This window comes from Paenibacillus xerothermodurans, from assembly GCF_002220865.2.
GTDB lineage: Bacteria > Bacillota > Bacilli > Paenibacillales > NBRC-103111 > Paenibacillus_S > Paenibacillus_S xerothermodurans.
In genome coordinates, this window is record NZ_NHRJ02000002.1 from 426,692 (window position 1) to 451,933 (window position 25,242).

Here is a 25,242-nt window from a genome sequence, read left to right on the forward strand (position 1 = left end):
CATAAATAAGATTGTGCAAATGCATTTCGTTTCAGTGGACGGCGGAAGCTGCAGCAGTTTTTGTTTTGGGGCAGTTTGTCCATAATGGTAAATACAGCCACGCAGTGGCATTAGAAAGGAATGAACGTGATGATAACAAACCAACAAGTGTTGGAGGCTCTTAAGCATGTGCAGGATCCGGAGCTTCATAAAAGCGTTGTTGAATTGAACATGGTAAGAAACATCCGGATTGACGGCACCCGCGTTCAGCTGGAGGTGGTACTGACCATCCAAGGCTGTCCGCTGAAGGCGAAAATTCAGCAAGATATCGAAGAAGCTTTGCGCGGGATCGGTGCTTCAGACGTAGCCTTGACTTTCGGCGCCATGACCGCGGAAGAACGTGCCGCCCTGACACAGTCTCTGAAAAAAGAAGCGACTACAGACACGGGCATGCCGAAGATGCTGCGGCCGGAGTCCGGTGTGACGTTTATCGCTGTGACGAGCGGAAAAGGAGGCGTGGGCAAGTCTACCGTGACCATCAACCTGGCTGCCGCATTAGCACGCATGGGTAAAAGAGTCGGTATTCTGGATGCCGATATCTATGGCTTTAGTGTGCCGGCCATGATGCAAATCCGCGAGAAGCCCACAATGATCGACCAAACGGCAGTGCCTCCGGTCAGCCATGGTGTGAAAGTGATGTCGATGGGCTTTTTCGCACCGGAGAACAATGTAGTGATGTGGCGCGGTCCGATGTTAAACAAATGGATCCGGAATTTTCTTGTGAACACCCATTGGGGTGATCTGGATTACCTGCTCCTGGATCTGCCTCCGGGCACGGGCGATGTTGCGATTGACGTCGCTGCCATGATTCCTCAGGCAAAAGAAATCATTGTCACTACGCCGCATAACGTGGCTTCCTTTGTTGCTACGCGAGCCGGTGCAATGGCCATGCATACCAAACATGACATTGTCGGCGTGGTCGAAAATATGTCGTACTATGAGGACAAAGACGGAAACAAAACGTACCTCTTTGGCAAAGGCGGCGGTGACACGCTCGCTGCACAGCTGAAAACTCAAGTCGTAGCGAGAGTCCCGTTCGCGCAGCCGGAGGAAAATGTGGGCGCGGCCGTGTATGATGAAGATTCGCCTATTGGCGAGGTATTCACAAGCTTGGCCGAGGACTTGATTTATAGCAGATAATATGGAGATGCAAAGCGGGTGTCGGTCGGCCTCACGGGGCTGAACCACGGCACCCCTTTTTTTATCCGAGCAACTACCTGCTCACAGGTTTTTTCACATTCCTACGATGTCCGGCAGCGTGTGCCCTAGTTGGTGGTAAATCACTCTACCGTGCTCTTTCACGTCACGCATGTTGTAAACATAATTCATGTATGCGGTGCATATAATCTTTCTCGTATGCAGTATTTAGACTAATATTATAGAGAGAAGGATAGGTGCAAGACATGTGGGAGAGTGTGCTGCAAAAAGAGCGTTGGGAGATTCAAGTCAACCCGGACTACAAAATCATTCGGCTGCACGTGATCTCGAAGGAAGAGAACCGCGAGCCGGTAACACTGCAAATAGGCCAAACGGAATTGTTTGAGCTCATGCATGCCTTTTTGGCTATCAACCGTGCCTTCAATGCTGAAACGATGTATTATGATGATCCTACATCCAATCATGCCAACAGCGGGGCGTGACGAGCTGCAAGCGCAAAGCTGAGCCTCGCGAGAGCTCGGCTTTCGCCGTTTCATTGCACCTGCCGACCGTGTGCGGCAGCAAACTGCGCATTCAAATAAACCAACACCGAAGGTGTTGGTTTATTTGACGAGCTCTGTGCTAGGCTTCACGAGCTGATTGTACAAAGCTGCATACTGCGACGCGGATTTGCGCCAGCTAAAATCTTTTCTCTTGATGTTGGCCAGAATCCTGCTCCAGTCACTGGGGCTGTGATAAAACGCCACGGCGCGCTCAATCGTGTATAGCATGTCATGTGCGTTGTAGTTCGCAAAGCTGAAGCCTGTCCCCTCTCCCGTGGCTTCATCATACGGCATCACGGTATCTTTCAGCCCGCCCGTCTCTCGCACGATGGGCACCGAACGATAACGCATCGCAATCAGCTGCCCGATTCCGCAAGGCTCGAACTGCGAAGGCATTAAGAACATGTCGGAGCTTGCGTAAATTTGCCGGGCCAAGCCTTCGTCGAACATGATGTTCGCTGACACTTTGTCAGGGAAAGCGTCAGCAGCCCAACGGAACAACTGCTCATATCTGTGCTCGCCGGTACCCAGTATTACCCACTGCACATCCATTCGCAGCAGCTCCTCGATCATACGGTCGACCAGAGCCAAGCCTTTCTGATCCACAAGACGCGTCACCAAAGCGATCATGGGCACATCCTTGTTGATCGGCAGTCCGAGCCGCTCCTGCAGCTTGACTTTGTTCAGCTGCTTTTTCGTATGGGAGTCCCGATAGTTGATCTCCAGATGGGGGTCCGTCATCGGATCCATCTCCGCATAATCAATGCCATTCAATATACCGCACATTCGATGCCGTTGGCTTCGCAAAAGTCCGTCCAAATATTCTCCATAATAAGGCGTTTGAATTTCCTCCGCATAGGTAGGGCTAACGGTTGTGATCACATCGGAGTACACCAGACCGCCTTTCATAAAGCTCGCTCCCCCGTACATCTCCAAGGCGTAACCGCCAAGATGCTCGTCACCCAACGCGAAATAATCCTTAAACTGCTCTTTACTAAAAACACCCTGGTATTTGAGATTATGAATTGTCATGATAGTTTTGATATTGGCGTAATGGGGCTGCCAGCTAAAATGTGCCCTATAGAGCACCGGAATCATCCCCGCCTGCCAATCATGGCAATGAATCACGTCCGGCATGAAATCGATGTGCGGCAGTGAATCCAGCACAGCCCTGCAAAAAAATGCAAAGCGCTCCGAGTCATCGCCATAGCCATAGCAGCCGCTTCTGCGGTAGTAATATTCATTATCAACGAAATAGAAAATAATCCCTTCGTGCACGAGCTTCAGAATCCCGCAGTACAGCTGACGCCAGCCCATCTGCAAAGTGAACTCGGCCACACGTTCCATCTGCTCGGTATAATGGGCCGGTATGCCTTCGTATTTTGGCAGCATGACTCTAACATCTTGCCCCTGCTTGGCCAACTCTTTGGGCAGCGACCCGATGACATCAGCCAAACCTCCGGTTTTGACGAATGGAACAGCTTCCGATGCGGCCAATAACACTTTCATCGCTTTCCACCACTCCTTTTTTTCTAAAAGGGAACCGCTTGTCACTCCTGAGGTGCGTCAGCTGGCTTGAGCAGCAAAACGCACCCGTCTCGCGTATGCACTGAGCAACCGGGCACCGCCGTTAAATCACTTTCGTTTTGGAAGCAATAAACGGTGCTTGTTTGTCCCCAGTGAGCACACGTCCCCTGCTGATAAACACGTCCTTATCCAAAATAGCATTTTCGATGATCACATTTTCTTCTATCTCGCAGTTTTGCAGGATGATACTGTTTTTCACATATGCGCCTCTGCGAATTTTGACGCCGCGGAACAAAATACTGTTCTCCACCTTGCCTTCTATCACGCAGCCGTTGGCGATTAACGCGTTGCGCGCATGCGATGACTCTGTATACTTGGCAGGCGGCTCATCCTTCACCTTCGTGTAAATCAGATTTTTTTGAAAAAACAGCTCGCGCCAGATTCTAGGATTTAACAGCTGCATGCTGTGTTTATAATAGCTTTGGATTGTATTGACAGTTCCTGTGTGACCGTCGTGCAGATAGCCGTAAACGTTCAGTGTCTCTATATTTTTCATGACACCGTCACGTACCAGATGGTCATAGCCTTGGGCCAGGCACGACTCCACCATATCAAGCAAGAGTTCCTTACTTATCACATACATTTCCATGGAGATGTTGTCCGTACGAAGACGTCCGCTCTGATCCTGTATCATCGTCACTCTGCCATCATCCGTGACGGCGAGTCGGCGAGATCTGCCGAATTCCTCCTCTTCCGCCTTTTTGTACACGACCGTGATATCAGCATGGTTCTGCAGGTGATAGTCCAGTACGTCATTGAAGTCCAAGTTGCATATGATGTGACTCCGTGATATGACCACATACTCCTCACGGGCACGGTAGAAATAATCACGATGACTATAAAATTGGAATAAATCGCCCCGAGACATGCCCGTCGTCTCCTGCAGCACCGCCGGCAAAGTAAACAATCCGCCGCGCTTTCGGTCGAGATCCCATTCTTTGCCCGAGCCCAAATGGTCCATCAAGGAGCGGTACTTGTGCTGTGTAAATACCGCCACGTTATCGATGCCGGAATTCACCATATTTGACAGCCCGAAATCGATCAACCGGTATCTGGCGCCGAACGGCACGGAGGCCACACAGCGGGTATAGGTCAACTCTTCCAATTCGTCCGGCTCATTCACTAAGTTAATAACGCCCATCATACGCTTCATATAGGACTCATCCTCTCATCTCGGCCTTTAGTGGAGTGATAATCTCGCCATCGGCTATCAAAGTGATGGTCTGCTGCTCGCCTGGCGCTCCGACAATGGAACCGTCCTTGACTACAGCACCTTCCCCGATAATAGATTTATATATTTGCACGTTATTTCCAATGCGTACGTTGGGCATAATAACGGAATCTTTAATCAGACTCCCTTCACCAACCTCCACACCGTAAAACAACACGGAATGATCCACTTGGCCAAACACGCTGCATCCCTCGTTCACCAGTGACCGCCGGATTTGTGCCGTAGGGGCGATGTATTGTCCGGGTTGACAAGGGTTCACCGAGTAAATGCGCCATTCCTGGTCATTCAGGTTGAACTCCGGCTCATCCTCCAGCAGGTCCATGCTGGCTTCCCAGAGGCTGTCAATCGTGCCTACATCCTTCCAATAGCCTTGGAACGGATAAGCCATCAGCTTCTTCTGCTCCCTCAGCATTAAGGGAATGATGTCTTTGCCAAAATCGTGGCTGGATTCAGGATTGCGTTCATCCTTGATCAAGTAGTCCTTGAGCAGCTGCCAGTTGAATATATAAATGCCCATGGAAGCGAGATTACTTTGGGGTTCTTTCGGCTTTTCGATGAATTCAGTGATGCGATGCGATGGGTCGGTATTCATGATGCCGAAACGGCTCGCTTCCTCCCACTTCACTCCAATCACAGCGATCGTCGCGTCCGCGCCCGTTGATTTGTGAAAATTCAGCATCACATCGTAATCCATTTTATAAATATGGTCGCCGGAAATAACCAACACATATTCCGGGTCGTATTGTTCGATGAAGGAAATGTTGCGATAGATCGCATTGGCTGTGCCGGAGTACCATGCGCCGCCCGTTTGCTCCATGTATGGAGGCAGCAGGCTGACTCCGCCGTTTTGCCGGTCAAGGTCCCAAGGTGCGCCAATGCCGATATAATTGTTCAGCACGAGAGGCTGATACTGGGTTAGCACGCCGACCGTATCGATGCCCGAATTTGTGCAGTTGCTCAACGTGAAATCAATGATGCGGTATTTCCCGCCAAAGTGGACCGCGGGCTTCGCGAGCTTACTTGTCAGCGCCCCGAGCCGTCTTCCCTCGCCGCCTGCAAGCAGCATGCCTACCGTTTCCTTTTTACGCATCAACACGATCCCCTCTCGTTTTCTTGGTGCTGCTTGCTTTCCGCCCAATCTGCACCGGCCTGAGTACGATGGTCGCCAGCGGTGGGACAACTATCTGCAGACTGAACGGCTGTGAATGCCATGAAAAGGCCTCTGTTTTGAGCTTTCCGCGGTTTATGAGCCCTGACCCGCCGTAGGCAGGGAGATCGCTGTTAAAACATTCCTGATATACACCGGCAAAAGGCACTCCGATACGGTACGTATTGAACGTCTGTGGAGTGAAGTTGCAGAGAATAACCAAAAAATCGTCCGGATCGGCCGACTTCCGCATAAAAGTTACTATGCTCTGCCCGCTATCATGCGGATCGATCCAGGCAAAACCTTCCGGCTGATGGTCAAGTTCCCATAATGATTTCTCCTGCAAATACAACCGGTTAAGGTCGCGGACATACTGATGCATCGAGCGGTGGCTGTCGTACTCGAGTATCTCCCAATCGAGATCCTCCAGGTCCTTCCACTCATCGAATTGTCCGAACTCGCCACCCATGAACAGCAGTTTTTTGCCGGGATGATTCATCATATAGCCGTACAGCACGCGCAGATTCGCGAATTTGCGCCAGTAATCGCCGGGCATCTTGTTTAACAAAGACTTTTTGCCGTGCACAACCTCATCATGGGACAACGGCAGCACATAATTTTCGGAAAAAGCGTACATAAACGAGAAGGTTAATAGATTGTGGCTGCCGGAACGAAAATACGGGTCGGTTTCCATATAACGCAGCATGTCATTCATCCAGCCCATGTTCCACTTATAATTGAAGCCCAGTCCCCCGTCGTGCACCGGAGCGGTCACCTGCGGCCAGTCCGTCGAGTCCTCCGCCATCATCAGCGCATCGGGGTAGTGAGCGAACACGGTTTGATTAAGCTTTTTGATGAAATTTATCGCATCGGTGTTTTCGTCACCGCCGTGCTCGTTCTTGGTCCAGTGCAACTCAGGCTTGCCGAAATTCAAATAAAGCAGACTGGCCACGGCATCCACCCGCAGACCGTCGATATGATACATATCCATCCAGAACAAAGCGTTGGAGATTAGAAAGCTGATGACTTCAGGCTTCGAAAAATCGAATGAAAGTGTTCCCCACTCCGGTTTTTCCGCGAGCCGCGGGTCGTTATATTCATACAGAGGTTCGCCGTCGAATTGCCTTAAACCGTGCGCATCTTTCACAAAGTGGCCGGGAACCCAATCCAGAATGACGGCAATTCCGGCCTGATGGCATCGGTCGACGAAATACATAAAATCTTTGGGCGTACCAAACCGGCTGGTCACCGAATAATATCCGGTCGCCTGGTAGCCCCATGACCGGTCATATGGATGCTCCGCAAGCGGGAGCAGCTCAATGTGCGTGTAGCCCATATCAACCACATAGTCCACCAGCTCATCGGCGAGTTCACGGTACGTGTAATACTCACCGTCCGGCTTCTTTTTCCAGGTGCCCATATGAACTTCGTAGATATTCATCGGGCGGTTGTAGGCCGGCTTCGCGGACTTGCTGTGCTGCCAATCGTCGTCATGCCACTGGTATCCTTCTAAGGCAGCAATTCGTGATGCGGTGCCCGGCTTCAGTTCGGATTGAAATGCGTACGGGTCCGCTTTACGGATGACTTCTCCATACCGCGTAACAATTTCGTACTTGTACAAGCCGCCCTCATCTATGCCTGGCACAAACAGGCTCCATACACCCGAGGTGCTGATCTTGCGCATGCTGTATTCCGTACCGTCCCACCCGTTGAAGTCGCCGATTACGCGTACTTCCAAAGCATGCGGCGCCCACACGGCGAACCGCACGCCTCGCACATCGCCTTGTTTCATCACTTGAGCACCCAGTACCCGGTAGCTGTGATACAGGCTGCCTTCGTGAAACAAGAAGAGATCTTCCGGACCGGGGATTGTGCTTAACATAGATGGTTTCATCCCCTATTCTCTAAATTATCTGCCTATCCTAAAAAATACTACATGCCCCTGTAAATTCCTGCTTTGCTTGAAATTTGTTGATGATGTGGATAAAAAGTGCTGCGCACTCCACTTCTCTATTACCCACAGAAGCAGGAATGTACACTGCCATTTAAATGCTGTTTTTCATATAATTGCATTTTGGCCGATGGGACACCGATTGAAGTATATTCAGGAACGTTAAATATATGTTTGATGCGGGCGAAAAACTGTGGTGTGAGCCCAACTTTTTAATCCAAGCAATTTCGTGTACAATATGAGGGGATTATCAGCTCATGGAAATTAGGGGAAAAAGACAGAAGGAAGGTACCGTAATGTTTGCAGCACACGATTGGAAGGATTATGAGGTTATCGATACAGGCGACGGAGAAAAGCTGGAAAGATGGGGCAGCATTGTCCTGCGCCGGCCCGATCCGCAGATCATTTGGCCGATAGCGAAAGAAACGGGGCGCTGGAGAAACCCGGACGCTCACTACCACCGGAGCTCAAGCGGCGGCGGCCAATGGGAATATAAGCAGGATTTACCGGAACGCTGGACTATCGGTTACGATAAACTGCGTTTTCACATCAAGCCCACCAATTTTAAGCATACCGGCTTGTTTCCGGAGCAGGCGGCCAATTGGAAGTGGATGATGGAGAAAATCCAAGGCGCCGGCCGCAAGATTCGTGTATTAAATTTATTCGCATACACAGGGGGCGCCTCCGTTGCCTGTGCCTTCGCCGGCGCGGATGTGGTTCATGTCGACGCCTCCAAGGGAGTAGTGCAGTGGGCGAAGGAGAACTTGCAGTTTTCCGGACTCGGAGAGCGGCCGGTACGGTTTATCACGGATGACGTATTTAAGTTCGTCCAGCGTGAGCAGCGCCGCGGAAGCAAATACGACGCAATCATCATGGATCCGCCCTCATACGGCCGTGGTCCCGGCGGAGAAACCTGGAAGCTTGAAACGAACTTGTTTCCGTTCGTCGAATCGTGCATGGAGATCATGTCCGACAGGCCGCTGTTTATGCTGATCAACTCATACACCACCGGCATATCCGCTACGGTGCTCAAAAATATATTGGCCATGTCGCTTGGGACGAGGTATGGCGGTAATATCACGTGCGGTGAAATCGGTCTGCCCATAACCGCGTCAAAGCTGATGCTGCCCTGCGGCATCCTCGCTCGCTGGGAGGCTTAACGTATGCCGCAAGCCTCACTGCCGGAGGTGCCCGTGCTGTATGAGGACAACCACGTGATCGTGGTAGTGAAGCCTGTAAACGTCCCGACCCAAGCGGACGATTCGCGGGATCCTGATCTGTTGACACTGATCAAGCAGGATTTGAAGCAACGACACCACAAGCCTGGTAACGTGTATCTGGGGCTTGTGCATCGGCTGGACCGGCCGGTCGGCGGTGTCATGGTATTCGCGAAGACGTCCAAGGCGGCGTCCCGCCTGTCCGATGCGGTTCGCACCCGCTCGATCGGCAAACGGTACACGGCCGTCGTCCACGGCAAGCCCAAGCAGCCGCAAGGCACGCTCCGGCACTATCTGCTTAAGGATACGAAATCTAATATGGTATGCGTGGTGCCTGAGAGCAAAGCCGGAGGCAAAGAGGCGATTTTAGATTACCGGCTGCTGGATCATGCCGACGGTCTATCTTTGATTGAAGTAGAGCTGCACACCGGACGCCCCCATCAAATCCGTGTGCAGTTTGCCGCCATCGGCTGTCCGCTGGTAGGAGATCAGCGGTACGGCATGCATCTGACCAAGCCCGGGCAGCAAATCGCCCTCTGGTCAACGAAGCTCAGCTTCGAGCATCCTGTCACCAAGGAGATGTTAACGTTCACCTCCACACCGCCCAAAGCGTTCCCATGGTTTTTGTGGGAGGAGCGGTGGCTGTAATTCCCGATGTCTGTGCCGACATTGGCGGTGCCAAACCTCAATCAACATGTTCACCATTGGCGGCATGGGAGCGGGACCAACGTGAAAAAGCCTGCGTTCCTAACAGGAGCCGCGGGCTTTTTCTCATCCGGCTGGGAGCAGACGCTCATCCTCAGTAAACCAAAGCTTGTAGCTGAGTGTGCTTAGAATAATACTTGTGATGGCGGCTGATGCGGTGATGGTGAACAAGATCAAAATCTGGTAACGTACGGCCTCGACCGGATCGGCCCCGGCGATAATCATACCGGTCATCATGCCAGGCAGCTGCACCAATCCGGTTGTTTTCATCGCATCGATAGTGGGAATCATACTGGCTCGCACAGAGCGCTTTAGAGACCTCTGAATGGCCTGACGAGCCGTCGCGCCAAGTGCCAGCAGTGTCTCGATCTCCCCTTTCGACGCTTCGACCTCGCGTTTCATCTGATTCAGCAGAAGCCCCGACACCACCATAGCATTACCGATGATCATACCGCTTATCGGAATGATGTACTGCGGTACCGGCTCGATGATATCAAGCCCCACCATCATGCTCATGGTGACCGTTTCCGTCACGACGAGCGCGAGCCATACTCTCCAACGGATGCCAGCGAGCCCTTTGGCCCGCTGGCCGGCATTCCAGGCGGCCACTGTCGTCATAATACCCAGTATCAATAGCAGCAGGAGCGGATTGCGAGACTGAAAAACATAGTGCAGCACATAGCCGACTAACAACAGCTGCACCGCACACCGGACGGTGCTGACCAGAATCTCCCGCTCCAATCCCAACCTCTGCCACATGGAAAGAACTATGGCCACAGCGACAAATGCGACCGTGAAACCCAGCGCTAAATTGTTCATTCTCCCGTTATCCCTCCCCGGCGTTGCTGTATGCGAGACCGCCGTCGGAGCCGGAAGCTGTATTCTCAAAAAAACGTGTCGTATCGGCTTGCTGCTGCAGCGTGTGTTCAGCCATCAACCATACACGTTGGCTCGTATGCCGAGCCTGCTCGCGGTCATGGGTCACCCACAGCATGGTGGCAGCCTCTCGCTTATGCCAATCCAACAGCAGCTGTTCGACCGCCTCCTTGCTCTGCGGGTCGAGTGCTGCGGTGATCTCATCGAGCAGCAGCACTTCCGGCTTGAGAAGAAGTGTTCTTATCAACGCTATCCGCTGCTTTTCCCCGCCGGATAGATCCGCAGCGCGCTTGCTCCGGTCCATCGCGCCCAAACCTACGGCCTCCATTAGTTTGTGCGCCAATTTATCATCAAAGGCCTGCCGATGAAGCCTGCTTACCAAGCGAAGGTTATCATCTACCGATCCATCCAGCATGGCCGGCTGCTGCGCTACGTAACTGACTTTCATGCGCCAATGCCGAGGGGCATAGTCATCGGCCAATGTATTGCGGTAGCGGATCGTTCCGTGATCTGCAGCGTCAAGCATGCCGATAACACGCAGCAGGGTGCTTTTGCCCTGCCCCGACGCGCCGATTAACGCAACGATTGTGGGCTCCTCTATCTTTGCCGATACATTGGTGAATAGATAGCGCCGCTGTTCATTCTCCAACACCGTTTTTTGCAGATCATCTATTTCCAATATGGGAGTGTGGTTCACAATCCCGCTCCTTCCTGAAGTGCTGGACTTAAAAATAGCAAAGGCAAGGGCACTGTCCCTTTCCTTTGCTATGACAGTATATGTGACTTTTATTCGCCAGCCGGTTGCTCAGGCGCCGTCGCTTCAGCGTCATCAACAGTCTAATATGGCCGCCTTTGCCAGGGTCACCTTATTTTAGCTTAGTGTAACGCAGCTGTAAGGAAATTATTCTCCTTATGCATGCAAATCGTGCTGCTCAGGTGTTCGCCACCTTACCTAATAAGTACACCAGCAACTGCTGGTTATGTGCGGATATGCGGCTGAGATAGTTTTGCAGGAAGTTTTCGCGAATTTGCAGACCTCGTGCACATTCCGCTTTTCCCTTCTCGGACACCTTTACCCACACGATCCGCCGGTCTTTAGCATCCCGCTCCCGGGTTACCAATTCCGCGCGCTCCATCCGGTCCAATAACGTCGTAATTGCAGCGGGAGTCGTTGCCAGATGACTGATAAAGTCAGACGGCTTCATGCGCTCTTGTCCCGTCAACAGCTCAAGCACGGTCAACTGCCCTTCGGTCAACGAAGGCGCCAACGCCGTATCCATATGGGTATGCAAGTCTTTGGACAGCTTCCGCCAGAGCTTCGCGAATTCTTGAGTAACCATGTAAACATCACTCCTGATTATCCCATTATTTTCAACGTTCATGCAACTGATTATAGCACTCCGATTGTGCGGAAAAAAGGTTAACTACATAAATATTTTAAGACATTAATCGCTAAAAACGAGGAACATTAGACGCCGTTCAACATATATTGCTCTATGGGCACGAGCCCAAATGCAGAGCTTGTCATAATGCGCAGGGGGGAGATGCAAAAAATGGAAGAATGGAAGAAAGTAATTGGGGAACAGGCACTAAAGGCCGGAATTATAAACGACCCACAGTGGCTCGACAAGTTGGACGACTCGATGCCGGTGTGGGCCGTATTAGATATATTGGTGAAGTTCGCAGAGAAATTTGAAACGCAATACAACAGCTACGATTAATCGAGTTTCATCACATTCGTGATCGCATCTGATTTCGGGACCGAAATCACTTGCCTGCCTGTGGATTTGCGCTGCTCGATCGGTGTTTTCTCAGAAGAAAAGGACACCCGTTCTCCGCTTTGCAGAATAGCGGACAGAATCAATTCTTCCTTCACGATGTAAGCCTTCACCAGCTCATTGCCGTTGGCTTTGGCCTTCTTGCCGTCCCGGAATTCGAATGTTACGATGCCCTTGCCGCCTCGGCCCTGGACAGGATAATCGAGAATCAGAGAACGCTTGGCGTAGCCGAGGTCAGAAATGACCAGCAGCTCCCCTTCTTCGCTTTTGATCCATTGTGCGCTGATTACCTCATCGCCGTCTTTGAGCTGGATGCCGCGGACACCGCCTGCGGCCCGTCCCATGCGATTCACTTCGTTTTCCTGGAATCGGATCGCCATCCCTGCCTTAGTGACCAACATGATGTCTTGATCGTTCATACTGACATGGACATCGATGACAGCGTCATTGTCAGCAACTTTGCAAGCTACAATACCGCTGGACCGGTTGGTCATGTATTCTTTGAGCTCCGTGCGCTTCACTTGACCACGTTTGGTTATAAAAACAAGCGACTTCCCAGGCTCGTCGAAGTCCTTCACCGGGATGACAGTGGCGATACGGTCATCTCTCGATATAGGAATGACATTAACGATTGCCGTACCGTTATCTTTCCATTTGTATTCCGGCACCTGATGCACCGGCAGCAAGTAATACTGCCCCTTCTGCGTAAAAATAAGCAAATTCTCAAGCGTATTTACTTCGAATAAATATCGTACATAATCGCCCTCTTTGAGTCCCGTCGTCTCAATTTCGCCGCCCGACCGGGCAAAGGACAGTTTGCTTGTCCGCTTAATGTAGCCCTGATTGGACAATGTGACGTAGACGTCCTCGGCCGTCACCATGACTTCGAGGTTCACTTTGAGCTCTTCCACCTCGTCCTGGATCTCGGAACGACGATCTATGCCATATTTGTTACGGATTTCAGTCATTTCCTGCTTGATCACTGCAAGCAGCTTTTTCTCGCTGCCTAAGATGGCGCGCAAATAGTCTATCGTTTTCTGAACTTCCTTCAGATCCTTTTCAATCGCATGGATTTCCAGATTGGTCAGTCGGTACAGTTGCAAAGTCAAAATCGCGTCCGCCTGACGTTCCGTAAAGCCGAATTGAGCTACCAAATTGTTCTGCGCGTCCTGCCGGTTTTTGGAAGCTTTGATCGCCGCGATCACCTCATCCAGGATGTTCAGCGCTTTAGCCAAGCCCTCCAGCACGTGCGCGCGATCCTCCGCCTTTTCAAGATCATACCGTGAGCGATACGTCACGACTTCCTTCTGATGCTCAATATAGGCTGACAGAATTTCTTGGATTCCCAGCTGCTGCGGCGTTTTGTTGACGATCGCCACCATGTTGAAGTTGTAAGTCACCTGAAGATCGGTTTTTTTAAACAAATAAGCCAGTATTCCCTGGGCGTCGGCGTCCTTTTTCAGCTCGACAACAATCCGCATACCCTCCCGGCCGCTTTCATCGCGTACGACAGAAATACCTTCAATCTTCTTCTCCAGGCGGATATTTTCCATCGCCGTAACAAGTCTCGATTTCACAACCTGGTAAGGGATTTGCGTGATGACGATCTGCTGCAGCCCGCCGCGCACACTTTCGATCGAGGTGCGTGCGCGCAGGTAAATTTTGCCCTTGCCGGTGCGAAAAGCCTCGCGGATTCCGTCTGAGCCCATGATGATTCCGCCTGTCGGAAAATCGGGGCCTTTCACGATTTGCATCAGTTCATCGAGCTCCATGGCCGGACGGTCGATCAAGGCAACGCAAGCATCGATCACCTCGCGCAGATTGTGCGGTGGAATTTCCGTGGCGAAGCCCGAGGAAATTCCGCTGACACCGTTGACAAGCAAATTAGGAAAACGGGCCGGCAATACTACCGGCTCTTTCGTTGTATTGTCAAAGTTGTCTTTGAACTGCACCGTGCGTTTCTCAATATCACGCAAAAGCTCCATCGCGATGTCCGACAAACGCGCTTCGGTGTAGCGCATCGCCGCGGCTGGATCATCGTCGATAGAGCCCCAGTTGCCGTGACCGTCTATTAGCATATGCCCCATCTTCCACGGCTGGGCCATCCGCGCCATGCCTTCATAAATGGACGCGTCGCCGTGCGGATGGTAATTGCCCATGACATCACCGACCGTTTTCGCGGATTTCCGATACGGTTTGTCGGGCGTATTCCCGGCGTCGTACATCGCATAAAGGATCCGCCGCTGCACAGGCTTTAACCCGTCACGTACGTCGGGAATAGCCCGGTCTTGTATAATATATTTGGAATAGCGGCCAAAGCGGTCGCCAACCACCTCTTCTAAAAATGCAGGCAAAAAGTTTTCCAATATCGTCACGATTTATCTACTCCTCGAACTCGGTAAAGTCGACATTCTCGATGATCCAACGCTTGCGGGGGTCGACCTTGTCCCCCATTAGCGTCGACACACGCCGTTCGGCTTTGGCCGCGTCCTCAATCTGCACCTGCAGCAAAGTGCGGGTGCTCGGGTCCATAGTCGTTTCCCATAGCTGGTCCGGGTTCATCTCGCCTAAACCTTTGTAACGCTGAAGCTCGGTGCCTTTGCCCAGCTTTTTTGTGAGTGCAGCCAGCTGGTCATCCGTCCAAGCATAATTGACCGAGCTGTTTTTGCCGGCCTTTTTCGTTACTTTGTAAAGCGGCGGCTGGGCTATGTACACCTTGCCTGCGTCAATGAGCGGCTTCATGTAGCGGTAGAAAAAGGTCAGAAGCAGCACCTGAATGTGAGCACCGTCCGTATCGGCGTCCGTCATAATAATAATCTTCGCATAATTGCTTTCGCTTACGTCAAACTCGGGGCCGACTCCAGCGCCTATCGCGGATATGATCGCCTTATATTCATCGTTCTTCATAATATCGGCCAGCTTGGCCTTCTCCGGATTCATCGGCTTTCCTTTGAGCGGCAAAATCGCCTGATGCTTCGAGTCACGCCCCTGCTTTGCCGAGCCGCCGGCAGAGTCTCCCTCTACAATGAACAGCTCATTTTTGCTGTAATCCTTAGACTGAGCAGGCGTGAGCTTTCCGCCAAGGTTGGAGCTCTCGCTTCTGCCTTTCTTGCCGCTCCGCACCTCCTCACGAGCCTTGCGCGCCGCCTCCCTGGCTTTGGCAGACTGCACCGCTTTTTTCATCACCATCTGGGCGACTTGCGGATTTTCTTCCAAGAACACCGCCATTTTCTCAGACACGATCGAATCCACTATGCTCCGCGCTGATGCGCTGCCTAATTGATCCTTCGTTTGTCCGACGAATTCAACCTCGCCCATTTTGATGTTAATCACGGCCATCATGCCTTCGCGCAAGTCCTGGCCATCGAGATTTTTATCTTTCTCTTTCAAAATACCCGTTTTCCGGGCGTAATCATTCATCACGCGGGTATATGCCGTTTTAAACCCCGTCTCATGCGTACCGCCCCCCCGCGTGGGGATTGCGTTCACGAACGAAACGATGGTTTCCGTGTAGCCGTCGTTGTATTGCAGTGCAACTTCGACTTCGATGTCATCTTTCTCCGCGGTAAAATGAATCACATCGTGCAGCACCGTTTTTTCTTCATTCAAAAACTTGACAAACTGGCTGGCCCCGCCTTCGTACTGGAACACTTCTTGTTTACCCGCGCGCTCATCCTTCACCGTTACCTGCAGCCCGGAATTCAGAAATGCAATTTCCTGCAAGCGCTCGAGCAGCGTATCGTAATTTACCGCAATGCCGCCTTGGAAGACGCGCTTATCCGGTTTGAAAGCGACCTTGGTTCCGGTCTGTCTTGTATTTCCGGTTATTTCAAGCCCTGTCACAGGCTCCCCGACATGTTCGACACCCTGCTCGTCCACCCAGTATTCAAACCGCTGGCGATGGATTTTGCCGTCACGGTAGATTGTCACTTCCAGCCACTCGGAGAGTGCATTGGTTACGGAGGCGCCCACGCCGTGCAAGCCCCCGGACTTTTTATAGCCCCCGCCGCCGAACTTGCCTCCGGCATGGAGAATCGTGAACACCACCTGCGGGGTGGGAATCCCTGTCTTGTGCATCCCCGTCGGAATACCGCGACCGTTATCCTGCACCGTGATGGAGTTGTCTTTCTGAATGATTACATCGATCTTGGAACAAAACTTAGCCAAATGTTCGTCGACAGCATTATCGACTATTTCCCATAACAAATGATGGAGTCCGGAAGTACTGGTACTTCCGATGTACATACCCGGTCTTTTACGAACTGCCACAAGCCCTTCCAATACTTGTATATCGTCGGCGCCATAATCCGTCCGCGTGGTTGTCTTACTGGCAAACAAATCAAGTTGCTCGGCCATTGCAGCCTCCCTTAAGCTGAAGCTCTAGTTTCTATTGTGCATTATAAACATCTTGCGCTGCTAGTTCAATATATCTTTTTTCGTGAAGACTGCAAAGGACGCGATAATCGAGGCTATACCCCAGACCGTAAGAACAGCCAAAGAAAACCCTAAATCCATGCCCTTGATCGGCGGAAGGCTGCCCGTTAAATAATCGGTAAGCTGCAGATTGACCATGAATAAGTATTTAGCGGTTTCCCACGAGGATACCATGTTGGTTAAGATCGTTCCCGATATAAGTACCGCCAGCATCACGCCCATGCCCGCGGCGGTACTGCGAATCAGCACAGATACCATCAGCGACATAACAGCAACTATCAAAGCCGAGTACCACACCAAACCAAACTCCATTAGAAGGTACAGCCATTGCTCTATCGGCCGGACGAAACTGGTGTCTACTTCCGTGCCGCTGATTTGAAAACCAAAGAACACCGGCATATCCCAACCGCCGTAACCGAACACGACACCGGATATCAGATAACAGAGCAGTGCGGTGCATATGACAATAAGCGATGTGAACAATATCAAGCTGATCAATTTGCTCATTAAAATCTTCCACCGGCTGACAGGCCTCGTCAACAGCAGCTTGATCGTCCCGGTCGAATGCTCGGAAGATACGAGATCGGAGGCTATGACCATAACCATGAGCGGAATAAAGAGTCCGACCGCGTTTTTCATGAATTCTCTAGTAAAGGTTACCCCGTTAGGAGCTGCAGGATTCACATCTTTATCCAAATAGTATTGCGCCAGCTGCACTTGCACCCGCCGGAACTGCTTCCATTCCTCCGGAACTCGTGCACTGCCAATGCTGCGTGTGTAATCGTTAATCTTTTCGCGCTGTTCAGCACGCCAATCAGTTGTACCGAATCGTTTCAGGTTTTCTTCCGCCACCTTCATTTGCGCATATGTGAACATGGGGATGAGAGTGGCTAAAATAAGCAGAACGGCAAACAGGCGTCTCTTTTTGACAATCTTGATGCACTCGTTCTGCACTAAAGGATATAAACTAACCAATGCGCTTCCCCTCCGTTAAGCTCAAGAATAGATCCTCCAGTGTGGGGTTTTTCGTTTCCACGCCAAATATGTGAATACCTGATTCCACTAATCGCCGGGTCACATCGGGAACAGCCTCTGGGCTCAGCTGGGTCACCACGTGCGCTGCTGTATGGTGTTCCGCCGTGCCCTCTTCGGCGTACAGCACCTGAACATCCGGCTCTTCATTAAGCATCGAAAGCGCCTGTTGAAGTGGCGCCACCCGCCAAACGACGCGGCTCGCCGATTCGTCGATCAGCGCATCGACCTCGCCTACCGTGATGACTTCCCCATGGCTAATGATCGCTACCCGGTCGCACATTTGCTGAATTTCACTCAGCAAATGGCTCGACACGAACAGGCTCAGACCGGTTTTCGCGAGCTGCAGGATGAACTCCCGCATCTCTTTGATCCCCTGTGGATCCAAGCCGTTAGTGGGCTCATCCAGGATGAGCAGCTTAGGATTGTTCAGCAGCGCCTGCGCGATGCCGAGCCGCTGCCTCATACCGAGCGAATATGTTTTCACCTTATCGTGAATTCGGGCGTCCATACCTACGATGTCTACAACTTCTTGAATCCTCTGGTCGGTGACCGCGGGCAGCATGCGCGCAAAATGCTCCAAGTTCTCCCATCCGCTCAGATAAGAATATAGCTCCGGATTTTCGACGATGCACCCTATGTGCTGCAGTGCTTCATTGTGCTGCTTATGGACATCGCAGCCGCAAATCGTGATGGAGCCGGCGGTAGGTGCGATCAAGCCGACAAGCATTCGTATTGTCGTGGTTTTACCGGAGCCGTTCGGCCCGAGAAAGCCGAATATTTCCCCGCCGTATACATCGAATGAAATGCCTTTTATAATCTCTTTGCCTTTTATCGTTTTTTTTATATCTTTCACCGACAATACGATGTCTCTTTCATCTCCCATGGTAGAATCATCTCTCCCCGGCTGTAAAAAATGAAATTATAAGTTCATCAATGCACAATTTGTGCGATGCGTTCGGCTATGCGCGCATAACCGTCCTGATTAGGATGAAAGTGGTCGGTATACAAGTATCTGCTTAGATTCAGTTCAAACAAATCGTACGTGGGAACAACGATGACATGGCTGTAGCGATTCGCCAGCTGGAATGCCTCAGAATTCCATTGCTGGATTATGGGCCCGCCATCCCGTTTCGTATCAATGTCCAGAAACGGATGATATAAGCCGACATAGCAGATGATTGCGTTCGGATTGTACTGGTGAAGGCGGTCAATGATCTGTTCCAAACGTTGCATGGCTGCAGGCATCCGGCCGACGCCCGCACCCGGATTGAAGCCCTCATCGGATTCTCCGGAGAATATGTCTTGTCCTCCTTGAAACAGATCGTTAGCACCTATGGTCAACAGTACGATATCGGCCTCCGACACCGCGGTACCGATCCCTTTGTTCGCATCCATGTCTTTCAATAGATCCGTGGTGCGATATCCGGGTATGGCGAAGTTGTTCAGAACGTATACCGGCTTGCCGAGCCGGTCCGCCAGCATTTCTTTGGTCTGGCCCACATAGCCGCGTCCCGTTAAATCCCCTGTACCTGCGGTAAGTGAATCGCCCAGCGCCACAATGTTGATTTTGTCTTTATCCGCCATCGGCGGCGAGTCGGGCTTTTCCGTCTCTGCAGGAGCTTGCGTTTCAGTAGAAACGGCGGGCTTCGGATAAATGATCTGATTAACGGCATAGACAAATCCAAATATACAAATCAGCGTGGACAGCAGCGCAGCCAAACCGACCGTGCGCCATATAAAGCGAGTGGAAAACAAAATCAAACCCTCCCCTTCCCGTGCTTCGACAGAGCTCCAGTCTATCATTTAGAGTAGCGGTTCCAAAGTGATTTTGCAAACTGCATATGCAAACAGACTGGAAGCGCTATGCTTCCAGCCTGCTCTACTGCATCCCTCGCCGGCGGGCCAGGTCTTCTATTGACTGTCAGTCAAAAATTTGAGCGGATTTTGCTGTTCATCTCCTTTTCGCACCTCGAAATGCAGATGCACGCCGGTAGAGTTGCCGGTAGTCCCCATCACTCCGATCTTATCGCCCTTCTCAACGGCATCCCCTTTGCTGATCAGTATTTTGCTCAGATGTCCGTACAGCGTACTGTATCCATTCTGGTGATCGATAATGATACAGTTACCATAGCCTTTTTTCCAGCCGGCGTATGCCGCTTTTCCATGGTCTGCTGCCATAATGGCAGTGTGGTCGGATACCATGTCGGTGCCCGGATGGAACCCGCCCCACCTTTTTCCGTAGACGCTGGTTAATTTCGCTCTGTAGACCGGCCAAGCGAACGTGCCGGTGCCTACCCCTGGAATGACCTTAGTGCCTTTGCGCATCACGGCTGCCGTCATCGGACGGAGCAGTGTTTCGTTGGCTGCGGACTGTTCCTGAAATTCGCCATTGATCCTGGTTGTCACATAAGTGACCTCCTTCAGTCCGTTCGCCCCGGGGATCTTGGTTTCTTTTACGCCAGCCCTTAATGTAGGATCATCGATATATGTAATTTCATAGGGCACCTCTACGGTGACCGTATGTTTTTCCCTTGTTTTCACGGACAGAAGCGGCTGCCTCACCGTAAGATCTAATTCGTCTCCGGCCCGGATGATGTTGTTTTTGACAGATGGATTATTGTCATAGATCGCCTGCCTGCTTATTTGAAATTTGTATGCGATACATGAAATGCAGTCTCCGGCTTGAACCGTATATTTGACTGGCTGAACATGGCCTGTTTCAATCGTATTGAACAGTGTGCCCGTGTCGGATATATCCGATGGCGTTACCTCCATCGTTGCAAACTCGACCTGTTGCACAAATTCCGCGGATTCGATGACAGGACCGCTGTCGGCTGCAGGCGGCTGCTGATGCTGCTGCGCGGCCGCTGCGTTGGGCGCCTGAACTGTTCCTTCTGCTGTGCGAGCCAAAATGCTGCTATTTCCGTTGGCGGCGCCGCCCATGTATTTCTGCTTCACCTGATCCAGTAACGCCACTGCCGCTGCTTCATCCCTGACAAATCCGATTGGTTTGCCCTCGATACGAATTTGTACACCGTTCATTTGAATTCGTGCCCTTTTGTTTAACGCCGCAATCGCCTGTGCATCATCATACCACGCTTCGTACTCACGTTCGCGCACAAATTGCAGGTCCGGAAGCTTCACCTCCGCCTGCACGCTGGGATGTGCCAATGCAACCTCAGTTTTCTTGCGTTCGAGCCACTGCCACACAACATCGGGATTGCTCACCGCGCCTATAGCTTCCGTTCCCGCGACCACCCGGTAACGTGTCACAGTGTGGTGCAGCATATACATATAGACAAAAGAAAATATCAGGGCGAGGACCGCCAAACTGCCGCAGCTGATAATCCATCTCTTTTCCTTCATCCAACTTGTTGTGTAATCCACTTGTACCTCCCATAAAGCGGTGTAATGGTGGAAAGTATACAACCTTTTCAACAGTCTATTCATCGAATCAGCCCGGTAGTACACAAAAAACGCCCTATAAGGACGTTAAGAGTGTGGAGAAAGTATTGTGTTACTTCCAGCGATGAGGCACTTACTCCACGAGCTCACCCCCTGGTAAGGACGTCTAATTCGACAAAAGCAGCGATTGAACCGCAAATGGTTGCAGCCAGGGTGGTCGCGGCCGGTCGGTAAGATCAACCGACCTCCCGCAAGAAACGGTACTGCGCTTGGATCAACCCGTGGTAGATGCCCATCTCCCGCATTAGCTCCTCGTGAGTGCCTTGTTCCTTTATCACACCATGCTCCAGGACCACAATTTTGTCAGCGCCTCGGATCGTGGACAGCCGGTGAGCGATGATAAAAGATGTCCGCCCGGCGAGCAATGTTTTGAGCGCCTCCTGAATTTTCAGCTCGGTCTCCGTATCGATGCTCGCCGTCGCCTCATCCAGAATTAATATGCGCGGGTCGGCCAGCAGAGCGCGCGCAAAAGAAATGAGCTGCCGCTGCCCCATCGAAAGCATGCTGCCGCGCTCCTGCACCTCGGTATCGTAGCCTTGCGGGAGCTGCATGATGAAATCGTGTGCCCGAACCGCCTTTGCGGTAAACTCCACTTCCTCATCTGTGGCATCCAGCCGTCCGAATCGGATATTCTCGCGAATCGTGCCTGAGAAGATGAAGGTGTCCTGCAAGACGATACCGATCTGCGAACGCAGACTGGAGATAGACACATCGCGGACATTGTGCCCGTCAATGGTGATGGTGCCATTGCTGATGTCGTAAAACCTGCACAGCAAATTAATAATCGTGCTTTTGCCGGAGCCGGTATGGCCAACAAGTGCGATCGACTGTCCCGCTTTCACATTCAGATTGATTCCCTTCAACGCGGGGCGTCCGGGCTCATACTCGAACTCTACCTGCGACAGCTCAATATTGCCCTGCACCGTCGGCAAAATTTTCGCGTTCGCTGCTTCAGCTACACTGGGCCGCTCGTCGATAAACTCAAAAATCCGCTCCGAGGATGCCATTGCAATCAACATTTGTGAATACATCTGCCCCAAGCGGTTGATCGGCTCCCAGAAATGTCCAATGTAGGTAGCGAAGGCGACAAGCAAGCCAACAGTGATTTCCTGCTGCTGGATGAGGTAGGCACCGAACCAAAACAGAATACAGTAGCCTATCGCTCCGGTCACTTCGATAATCGGATGGAACGCCTGGTTTAAGGAAGCAGCACGGTTCCACGCTTTATAGTTGTCCGTATTCATTTGCTCGAAGAATGCCATGTTTTCTTTTTCCTGCGTAAACGCCTGCGTCACCTTGATACCCTGGATGCACTCGTTCAGGTGCGCGTTGATTCTGGATTGATTCGTTTGCACAACCTGCCAGGAACGGCGGATCATAACCCGCAGCTTGGTGGATACCAAAAACATAATCGGGACGGTGACGATAATCGCAGTGCCAAGCTTGACATTGTAAAACAGCAGGATGAACACGATCCCGAACAGCTGCACGCAATCTATCATAAGATTCACAACTCCGTTAGTGAACAGCTCTTGCAGGGAGTTAACGTAATTCGTAATTCTTACCAAAATCGACCCGGCCGGACGCTTATCGAAAAAGCGGAACGATAAGCTTTGGATGTTGCGGAACAAATCGTGCCGGAGATCATAGATCACTTTTTGTCCGATCTTGTTCGTAAAACGGATTCGGTAATTGTTTGCCGCCCACTGTATGACATACAGAGCCAGCATCGCCGCCACACACTGAGCCAGCAGCGTCATATCGCCGTAATGCGACCCGCCTTCCCGCAGCACATGGTCGATCGCATACGCAATAAGCAGTGGATTCAACAACTTCGTCAACGCGCCGACCACCATCATGATCCCGATGACCGGGAGTATTTGCTTGCTGTATGGTTTGAGATAGTGACCAAGCCGTTTTACCTGATGCCAATCAAAGCCTTTATCCAGCAGTTCGTCATCCTGGTACACAAACCGTCGTCCTGACTGTTGCCCTCCGCTTTGCGCACTTTGTTTGGTGGATAAGCTCACTGTATGTACCTCCCGCCTCTGTCCGAATAGCCTGCTGCACCGTGCCAACCGGCCTGTCGTTCACGCGCGAATGGCACAAGTGCCTCCATCCCCGGCAGCTGTACTGCATCCGCTTGGTCGGCGAATTGAATTTTATATGTTTCCAAATATCGCCCCTCCTGCTGCATAAGCTGTTCATGCGTACCTCTCTGCACGATGCGGCCGTGATCCAGCACGATGATCTCATCCGCGTGCCTGAGAGACGAGATGCGGTGAGCGATAATAAATGTCGTTCTATCCTTCATTACTTCCTGGAAGCCCAGCTGAATCTCATGCTCCGTTTCCATATCGACCGCGCTGGTGGCGTCATCCAGGATTAAAATTTTCGGGTTTTTCAACAATGCCCTGGCAATCGCAATCCGCTGCTTTTGCCCTCCCGACAGCCCCAAGCCACGCTCTCCCACAATGGTGTCATAACCCATCGGCAGCTCCATAATAAAATCATGTGCTTTGACCAGCTTCGCCGCCTGCACGATCTGCTCCATCGTCACATCCTGAACACCGTATGCGATATTGTTCCGAATAGTGGATGAGAAAAGAAACGTCTCCTGAAAAACAATCGCCATCTGCTCCCGCAGACTTTCAAGGGAAATGTCGCGAATATCAACGCCGTCCAGCGTGATGGACCCTTCTTTGACATTGTAGGCCCGCAGCAGCAGCTGAATCAACGTTGATTTACCTGACCCGGTTCCACCCAACAGCCCTATAACAGAGCCCGCTTTCGCATCAAGATCAAACTGATGCAGGGCCGGCTGCTGCTCGGGATAAGCAAATGTAACGCTTTCAAATCTCACATGGCCCTTCACTCGGTCAGGTTCCAGCACTATCGCGTTCTCATTGTTTTTCACATGCACATAGTGGTGCAGCACTTCCAGAAGCCGTTCGCCTGCTGCCTTCGATTGAGTGTAGTTGTTAATATGAAAGCCAATCTGCCACAGCGGTCCGATAATATACCAAATCAAACTGAAGCACGCAACAAGCTCACCCAATGTGATCGACTTTGTGATAACCAGATAGCCGCCTGTCGCGAGAAGGATCACAACACTTAAATTCGCAAGCAGCTCCATTAACGGAAAATAGCGCGCCCAAATTCCCGAGGTCGTTACGTTATTGACTTGGTAATCCTCGTTGCGGTCGGCAAATTTCTCAATTTCATACGGCTCACGTGCGAATGATTTGATGGTACGCACGCCAGTGATATTTTCCTGTACGGAGGTTGTCATAGAACTCATAGATTGGCGTATAGACCGAAACGCAGGATGGATTTTACCTTCGAAACGGATTGCCGTAAACACTAAAAAAGGCATTGAAATCATCGTCATCAGCGTCAACTGCCAGTTGATCATGAGCAGCATGACCGTGCCAAAGGTGAACATCATCAGCACATTGAGAATTTGCACAAAGCCGAAGCCGATGAAGTCACGCACAGCCTGTAAGTCTGCTGTCAGCCGTGACATCAAATCCCCCGTTCGCGCCTTATCATAGTACTGAAACGACAGATACTGCAGCTTCTCGTATAAGGCGTTGCGTAGGTGATAAGCGGTTTTGTTGCCCAGTCTGCTGCTCGAAAAACCATGCAGAAACTGAAACAGCGCCTTACAGCTGACCACGCCGACCACCACCAGCGCGAGAGAGGGCACCAACGCAAATTGTTCCTTGGTTATGATCTCATCGATCAGGTACCGAAGCAGGTTCGGATACACCAATCCCAGAGCTGTAGCAATCATGAGGGATACGACCGACGCAAACAAATACTTTCTCTCGGGCCAATAAAACTGCTTCAGCTGCCTGAAAACTTCCATAAAAACCTCCTCAAAAATTGGGTTTCTACAGCCAACTCTATATGCCAGGTTCAGCTGAAAATTGGCCGTAAAAGCAAAAATTGCTCCCGAAGGGGGTCCCTCCGAAAGCGTTCGCTTTTGTTGAATCGTATCATCTACCATAAAGAGCGGCAACAAAATGAGTTGCCATAATTACCCTTTTAACAAGGTAATTTCGCAGATTGCCC

Annotated in this window: 20 protein-coding genes; 5 read left to right on the top strand and 15 right to left on the bottom strand. The window is 51.4% G+C overall.

From position 1 onward, the window contains the following. The first annotated feature begins 126 nt into the window (after nt 1–126). Both CBW46_RS05630 and CBW46_RS05635 read left to right on the top strand, forming a co-directional pair. Nucleotides 127–1,179: a P-loop NTPase gene (locus CBW46_RS05630; protein ID WP_089199346.1), complete on the top strand. Its 1,053-nt coding sequence runs from the start codon at nt 127–129 to the stop codon at nt 1,177–1,179. A 254-nt stretch (nt 1,180–1,433) separates the two neighbouring features. Next, nucleotides 1,434–1,679, top strand: coding sequence for a hypothetical protein (locus CBW46_RS05635; RefSeq protein WP_133253927.1), 246 nt, complete (start codon nt 1,434–1,436; stop codon nt 1,677–1,679). Between the two features lie 120 nt (nt 1,680–1,799). Here the strand turns inward: CBW46_RS05635 and glgA are convergent, their stop codons facing one another. From glgA to glgB, 4 genes are all read right to left on the bottom strand, one after another. Next, a complete protein-coding gene (gene glgA, locus CBW46_RS05640) occupies nt 1,800–3,248 on the bottom strand; it encodes a glycogen synthase GlgA (protein ID WP_089199026.1) in 1,449 nt (482 codons plus the stop codon). A gap of 121 nt (nt 3,249–3,369) precedes the next feature. Further along, nucleotides 3,370–4,479, bottom strand: coding sequence for a glucose-1-phosphate adenylyltransferase subunit GlgD (glgD, locus tag CBW46_RS05645; RefSeq protein WP_207802245.1), 1,110 nt, complete (start codon nt 4,477–4,479; stop codon nt 3,370–3,372). A gap of 7 nt (nt 4,480–4,486) precedes the next feature. Then, nucleotides 4,487–5,647 (bottom strand): glucose-1-phosphate adenylyltransferase, encoded by a 1,161-nt coding sequence (locus CBW46_RS05650; RefSeq protein ID WP_089199027.1) that lies wholly within the window; start codon nt 5,645–5,647, stop codon nt 4,487–4,489. Continuing rightward, on the bottom strand, nt 5,640–7,586 hold the full coding sequence (gene glgB, locus CBW46_RS05655; RefSeq protein ID WP_089199028.1) for a 1,4-alpha-glucan branching protein GlgB: 1,947 nt from the start codon (nt 7,584–7,586) through the stop codon (nt 5,640–5,642). Before glgB ends, CBW46_RS05650 begins: the two co-directional genes overlap by 8 nt. Before the next feature lie 365 nt (nt 7,587–7,951). On the opposite strand from glgB, the gene CBW46_RS05660 reads away from it, so the two are divergent. Together CBW46_RS05660 and CBW46_RS05665 are read left to right on the top strand one after the other, a co-directional pair. After that, nucleotides 7,952–8,815, top strand: a complete 864-nt coding sequence (locus CBW46_RS05660) for a class I SAM-dependent methyltransferase (RefSeq protein WP_089199348.1) — start codon at nt 7,952–7,954, stop codon at nt 8,813–8,815. Nucleotides 8,816–8,818: 3 nt separating this feature from the next. Beyond that, nucleotides 8,819–9,520 carry an RluA family pseudouridine synthase gene (locus CBW46_RS05665; RefSeq protein WP_089199029.1) on the top strand — a complete coding sequence of 234 codons (702 nt, stop codon included), beginning with the start codon at nt 8,819–8,821 and terminating at the stop codon, nt 9,518–9,520. A 123-nt stretch (nt 9,521–9,643) separates the two neighbouring features. On the opposite strand, the gene CBW46_RS05670 is transcribed toward CBW46_RS05665, so the two are convergent. From CBW46_RS05670 to CBW46_RS05680, 3 genes are all read right to left on the bottom strand, one after another. Further along, on the bottom strand, nt 9,644–10,396 hold the full coding sequence (locus CBW46_RS05670; RefSeq protein ID WP_089199030.1) for an ABC transporter permease: 753 nt from the start codon (nt 10,394–10,396) through the stop codon (nt 9,644–9,646). Nucleotides 10,397–10,403: 7 nt separating this feature from the next. After that, the gene (locus CBW46_RS05675; protein ID WP_165842201.1) at nt 10,404–11,150 is read right to left on the bottom strand and encodes an ABC transporter ATP-binding protein; all 747 of its coding nucleotides are present in this window, start codon (nt 11,148–11,150) and stop codon (nt 10,404–10,406) included. Nucleotides 11,151–11,385: 235 nt separating this feature from the next. After that, nucleotides 11,386–11,793, bottom strand: coding sequence for a MarR family winged helix-turn-helix transcriptional regulator (locus CBW46_RS05680; protein WP_089199032.1), 408 nt, complete (start codon nt 11,791–11,793; stop codon nt 11,386–11,388). 213 nt (nt 11,794–12,006) lie between these two features. Here CBW46_RS05680 and CBW46_RS21205 point away from each other — a divergent pair, with 213 nt between their 5' ends. After that, entirely contained in the window at nt 12,007–12,174 is a 168-nt protein-coding gene (locus tag CBW46_RS21205; RefSeq protein ID WP_165842202.1) for a hypothetical protein, read from the top strand. Here the strand turns inward: CBW46_RS21205 and gyrA are convergent. The 8 genes from gyrA to CBW46_RS05720 all read right to left on the bottom strand — a co-directional run bounded on the left by gyrA (nt 12,171) and on the right by CBW46_RS05720 (nt 25,036). Beyond that, nucleotides 12,171–14,606 carry a DNA gyrase subunit A gene (gyrA, locus tag CBW46_RS05685; RefSeq protein WP_089199033.1) on the bottom strand — a complete coding sequence of 812 codons (2,436 nt, stop codon included), beginning with the start codon at nt 14,604–14,606 and terminating at the stop codon, nt 12,171–12,173. The genes CBW46_RS21205 and gyrA overlap by 4 nt on opposite strands. 7 nt (nt 14,607–14,613) lie before the next feature. Then, nucleotides 14,614–16,587, bottom strand: coding sequence for a DNA topoisomerase IV subunit B (parE, locus tag CBW46_RS05690; RefSeq protein ID WP_089199034.1), 1,974 nt, complete (start codon nt 16,585–16,587; stop codon nt 14,614–14,616). 60 nt (nt 16,588–16,647) lie between these two features. Beyond that, nucleotides 16,648–17,640 (bottom strand): ABC transporter permease, encoded by a 993-nt coding sequence (locus CBW46_RS05695; protein ID WP_089199035.1) that lies wholly within the window; start codon nt 17,638–17,640, stop codon nt 16,648–16,650. Next, complete coding sequence (locus CBW46_RS05700; protein ID WP_089199036.1) at nt 17,633–18,583, bottom strand: ABC transporter ATP-binding protein; 951 nt, start codon at nt 18,581–18,583, stop codon at nt 17,633–17,635. The genes CBW46_RS05695 and CBW46_RS05700 overlap by 8 nt, the downstream gene beginning before the upstream one ends. A 47-nt stretch (nt 18,584–18,630) precedes the next feature. Then, on the bottom strand, nt 18,631–19,455 hold the full coding sequence (locus CBW46_RS05705) for a GDSL-type esterase/lipase family protein (protein WP_089199037.1): 825 nt from the start codon (nt 19,453–19,455) through the stop codon (nt 18,631–18,633). A gap of 156 nt (nt 19,456–19,611) precedes the next feature. Next, the gene (locus CBW46_RS05710; RefSeq protein ID WP_165842203.1) at nt 19,612–21,087 is read right to left on the bottom strand and encodes a LysM peptidoglycan-binding domain-containing M23 family metallopeptidase; all 1,476 of its coding nucleotides are present in this window, start codon (nt 21,085–21,087) and stop codon (nt 19,612–19,614) included. A gap of 254 nt (nt 21,088–21,341) precedes the next feature. Continuing rightward, complete coding sequence (locus CBW46_RS05715; protein ID WP_089199039.1) at nt 21,342–23,195, bottom strand: ABC transporter ATP-binding protein; 1,854 nt, start codon at nt 23,193–23,195, stop codon at nt 21,342–21,344. After that, complete coding sequence (locus CBW46_RS05720; protein WP_089199040.1) at nt 23,192–25,036, bottom strand: ABC transporter ATP-binding protein; 1,845 nt, start codon at nt 25,034–25,036, stop codon at nt 23,192–23,194. The genes CBW46_RS05715 and CBW46_RS05720 overlap by 4 nt, the downstream gene beginning before the upstream one ends. Nucleotides 25,037–25,242: the final 206 nt, after the last annotated feature.